The 4,592-nt window shown below is 68.7% G+C and carries 3 protein-coding genes and 2 pseudogenes; 3 read left to right on the top strand and 2 right to left on the bottom strand.

Annotated elements, in window-relative coordinates:
• Positions 1–327 precede the first annotated feature (327 nt).
• Positions 328–732 (top strand): annotated as a pseudogene (locus KV557_RS41400) (transposase); the annotation flags it as partial.
• A 110-nt stretch (positions 733–842) separates the two neighbouring features.
• Here the strand turns inward: KV557_RS41400 and KV557_RS41395 are convergent.
• Positions 843–1,295, bottom strand: coding sequence for a hypothetical protein (locus tag KV557_RS41395; RefSeq protein ID WP_218207282.1), 453 nt, complete (start codon positions 1,293–1,295; stop codon positions 843–845).
• Positions 1,296–1,559: 264 nt separating this feature from the next.
• Between KV557_RS41395 and KV557_RS45100 the strand changes: the two are divergent.
• A pseudogene (locus tag KV557_RS45100) lies at positions 1,560–1,784 on the top strand (hypothetical protein); the annotation flags it as partial.
• Between the two features lie 187 nt (positions 1,785–1,971).
• Here KV557_RS45100 and KV557_RS41390 read toward each other — a convergent pair.
• Positions 1,972–2,850: a hypothetical protein gene (locus KV557_RS41390; RefSeq protein WP_218207280.1), complete on the bottom strand. Its 879-nt coding sequence runs from the start codon at positions 2,848–2,850 to the stop codon at positions 1,972–1,974.
• Positions 2,851–3,323: 473 nt separating this feature from the next.
• On the opposite strand from KV557_RS41390, the gene KV557_RS41385 reads away from it, so the two are divergent.
• Positions 3,324–4,427, top strand: coding sequence for a trypsin-like serine peptidase (locus KV557_RS41385; protein WP_308130319.1), 1,104 nt, complete (start codon positions 3,324–3,326; stop codon positions 4,425–4,427).
• Positions 4,428–4,592 lie beyond the last annotated feature (165 nt).

Here is a 4,592-nt window from a genome sequence, read left to right as displayed (position 1 = left end):
CAGGCAGTTCAGTGACCCCGATGCAGTGGTGGATGCCCTCACCGAAGACGTCGTCCACTGGACCGAGGGCAAACGCAACGACGACATGGCCATCCTGGTGGTCACCCGGCGCCACCGCCCTCCCCGCGTCGCCTGATCAGGAAGCGAACTCCCACAGCGCCGCCTCGCCCACGGCTCCACTACGAAAATGATGACCCCGATCAGTGGCCAGCGCCGTCGCGACCGCGTTTCCCGCAAAGATCGACTGTGACTAGGGCCTGTGTGATGTCGTGATCAATATTGCGGTTTCGCGCCCACCCGAAAGTGAAAGCCAGTAGGAAGCTGTGTGTGACGCGTAGGCAACTCACCGACGAGCAGTGGACGTTCATCGAGCCGTACTTGCCGATCGGCGAGTACGGCCCGTACCCCGAGAGACTGCGGGATCAGTTCGAGGGAGTGATCTGGCGGTTCCGCTCCGGCGCCCAGTGGCGGGAGATGCCCTGCGAGTTCGGTCCCTGGCCGACCGTCTACGGTCGCTTCCGGGTCTGGAGGGACGCCGGTGTCTTCGAGTCCCTGCTCGAGGGGCTGATCGCGGAGGCCGCGAAGCGGGGTGAGGTGGACTTGTCGCTGGTCAGCGTGGACTCGACCACTGTCCGCGCTCACCACGACGCTGCTGGGATGCACCTGGACCCCGGCGCTCTGGCCGCCCTGGAGAAGGCCGCTGGCGAGGCGGATCGCGCGGGTACCAGTCGGCGAAGTCCTCGTCACGCCACAGCCCGTCGAGGCGGTCTCTCACCCACATCGCCGTCGTACCGCCCGGGTTGCTCGCCCGCGCCATCTGCGCGGTCAGAGACGGGACTTGTTCACCAGAACGGGCACGGAGCGACAACGGGCACCTCGACAACTGCATCGGTCTTCGAACAGCCCCGAGCATGCCCGTTGATCATGCCACCGCGCCGGATAACTCCAAGATCCCCGACAGAGTCAAGCTTAGCCATGCGGCGCAGGAGGTACAGGAGGCGGTCGGCGGTGCCGGGCGGGGTGGGGAAGCGGAGCTCGCCGGTGGTGGGGTCGAGGTCGGCGCGCCACTGGGCGGCGGCGTGGCGCAGGTGGCGTACCCGCCCGTGCCCGGCGGGAAGGAGCGGGCCCACGTTCAGCTTGAGATGGCGCAGCGCGTCGTGCAGGGGTGTCAGGTCGCTCTCGGTCCAGATCAGGACGGTGCGGTCGGCGAGCAGTTCGGTCAGCTCGGCGATGGTCTCTGCGGGGGCGGTGGCGTGGGCGGGGGCGCCGGGGGTGCGAGGGCCGGTCAGGCGCACGGTGCGGTCGCAGAAAGGGGCACCGTCGCGGTCGACGGCGGTGATGCGGGCGGCGGCCGGCGGGCGGGGGGGTGCGGCCTGTGGTGGGCTCGCCGGGGGTGTAGTCGACGGTGAGGTGACCCCCGCGATGTGGACACGCCTGACAATGGATCTTGTAGATCCAGGAAGGTGAAGATCCGCGCGGCAAGGCCATCGAAGTACAGTCCGGAGTTCAGAGCCGACGCGGTCGCGTTGTGACGAGCCTCGCCGGGCAGGCGGACGTTCAAGTCCGTCGCCGACGACCTCAACATCAACCACGAGACCCTGCGCACCTGGGTGCGCGAGGCCGAGGGGACACCGTCCTCCGGCGGCAGACCGCAGGCCGGCGGGGCCGAGGACGAGCGATGCGGCTGCGGGCTGAGAACGCCCGGCTGGTCAAGGCGGAGAAGGAATGGCAGCTGGAGCGGGAGATCCTTCGCAGGGCAGCCGCCTATTCTGCCAGGGAGATGAAGTGACGCCCCGCCGATGGGACTTCATCTCCGCCAACGCCGGGGCCTTCGGTGTGCAGCGGCTGTGCCGGGTGCTCGGCGTCTCCCGCTCGGGCTACTACCGCTGGCAGGCCGACGCCCAGGCCCGTGCCGCGACAGTCGCCCGCATCGGCGAGATCGTCCAGAGCGTCCGTCGGAAGTTGAGGTCGTTAGCCGGTGCAGCCGGGAACGCTGCCGGGCGGGGCGCAATTGTCGGGGGTGTTGGCGAGCACCTGCGACCGGTGCAGGCTCACCGTGCCACTGTCGTTGAAGATGCCGCCACCATCGGCGTGCGCGGTGTTGCCGCTCACCGTGGAGCTATTCAGCGTTGCCGTGGCCCTGAGGTTGTAGATGCCGCCACCATCGACATCCGCAGTGTTGCCGCTCACCGTGGAGCCGGTCAGCGTCAGCGTAGCGTCAAATTCGTTGGCGATGCCGCCGCCGCCTCTGCCTGCGACGCTCTGTGCGGTGTTGCCGCTCACAGTGGAGTTGGTCAGCCTCACCGCGCCACCGTCGACGTTGAGGATGCCGCCGCCCTCGGTACGTGCGGTGTTGTTGGTCACTTGCGACCGGTTCAGCACGACAAGGCCCACCATGGTGGGGCCGTTGCTTCCGTTGAGGATGCCGCCGCCGCCCTCGTCCGCGGTGTTGCCACTCACCGTAGAGTCGGTCAGCGTCACGGTGTCTCCGAAGGTGTTGTAGATGCCGCCGGCGAAGCCCAGCGGTGCGGTGTTGCCGCTCACCGTGGAGCCGGTCAGCGTCGCCGTGGCTCCGAAGTTGTTGTAGATACCGCCGCCGTTGGCTGTTGTGGTGTTATCACTCACCGTGGAGCGGGTCAGCGTCACCGTGCCGTTGTTGAGGACGCCGCCGCCGCCAAAGCCGTTGTTGCCGGCGCCATGGGTGATGGTCAGGCTGGTTAGCTGTGCCCGGACGCCCGGGGAGACGGTGACGGTGATGCCGGCGTGGTTGCCGTCGAGGACTGCGCCACCGATGCCGATCAAGGTCAGGTTCTTGGTGATGTTGAAGTTGCCGGTGCAGGTCCCGGTCACCAGCAGTGTCGATCCTGGGGCAGCGGCGTTGATCGCGGTCTGCAGGTTCTGGGCCGGGCAGCGGACTAGGGTGATTGGTGCCGCGGATGCCGGTACGGCGCTAACCAGGCCAACCGCTAGCGATGCCACTGCCGTGGCAGGCAGCCACCGACGCGCTCTTCTTGGAATTGTGTCCCTGGGCATGGTGAGGTCTCCGATGTCGTGCGAGGGCGCGCCCGTCGGCCCTTCCCCGCTCTGGTGTTCTCCTGGCGATGGGTATCCGGGCCGGGCGGCGGAATAGCGTGGGTGCCCGGGAATCGCCTGATCAGCCCCCTCCGCGGGTTGACGGCACAGCCACTCGGCTGGCCGCGCGGCATTGCATCCGATCGGTTCGACTGCGAACCCTTCCGGCCAGCACAACCGGCTCAGGTCCTGACCGGCCGTCTAGCGTGACCGTCAGTGGGGGAAACCACTGACTCCCTTGGAGGTGAGCCGTGCGTCGCAAGGTGACACGGCATCAATCCGATCGGCGGCCCGAGAGCGGCCCGTTCAAGCGCGGGTTCCTGCGGGCGGATGCCCTGTTCTCGCTGGCCGCGGCGGCCATACTGGCGTTCGCCGGTGCCGGGACTGCCGCGGCCCAGCCATCGGGCGGCCCCGGCGCGCCGGCCGCCCGGGCGACCGCGGCCTCCAGCGGTTCCGCCAGCTCCAGCAGCTCCACGGCGACGCTGTCCGACGGCACCGCAGTCGACTCGGCCGCCGCCGCGAGCAAGGTGCAGGACTACTGGACGCCCGAGCGGATGAGGAACGCGATCCCGCTCGACGCCCCGGACCCCGGCACGCCACCCTCCGGCAGCGCAGGCCCCGCCGTAGCACCGACCGGCGAGCCGGGCAGCACCGAACCGGTCGCACCGACCGTGCCGGGCCGAGCCGGCCCGCAGGAGCCGCTGATCACCGAGTCCGCCGCGGTGGGCAAGGTGTTCTTCACCGACCCGAGTGACGGCAAGGACCACGTCTGCAGCGGCAGCGCCCTCAACAGCCCGTCCAAGCAGCTCGTGATCACGGCCGGCTCCTGCGTGCACGGCGGCCAGGGCAAGACCTGGATGACCAACTGGATCTACGCGCCCCGGTACCGGTCCGGCAACTACCCGTTCGGCACCTTCGCCGCCAAGCAGTTCCGCACCTTCAACGCCTGGATCGACAGCAGCGCCCCCAGCCGCGACGTGGGCCTGGCGACCACCTGGCCGCAGGACGGCACCCGACTGGTGGACGCCACCGGCGGCCAGGGCCTCTCCTGGAACTACCCGCAGAGCGTGGACGTCACGGTCCTCACCTACTCGCTCGACCGCAACGACGGCGGGATCCAGCAGTGGTGCACCGGCACCACCGCGCAGGGCTACTTCAGCGGGACCATCGGGATCTACTGCAACCTCGGCAACAGGTCGCCCGGCGGCCCCTGGCTGCGTGAGTTCGACAACTCCACCGGCCTCGGCCACGTCAACGGCGTGATGGCCGCCATCGACTGCAGCGGCTGGAACCAGAGCTCGTACTTCGACGACGGAGTGAAGTCGATGGTCGACGCCCAAGGCAGCGTCACCTGACGCGGCACCAGCCACCGCACCACGGCCGCCCGGCGCACCTGAAGTTCCCCCACTGAACTGGACAGCCTGATACTGGGACGTTGAGTCCCGGAGGAAGCAGTCCTGATAGTGAGCGGTAAGAGCAACATGAGCAAGCGGTACACGGCCGAGTTCAAGCGGGACGCG

Origin of the sequence: Kitasatospora aureofaciens, assembly GCF_019192735.1 — a bacterium.
Lineage (GTDB): Bacteria > Actinomycetota > Actinomycetes > Streptomycetales > Streptomycetaceae > Kitasatospora > Kitasatospora aureofaciens_A.
Note: the sequence above shows the minus strand (reverse complement) of the source record. Positions and strands in the feature narration are given on the sequence as shown.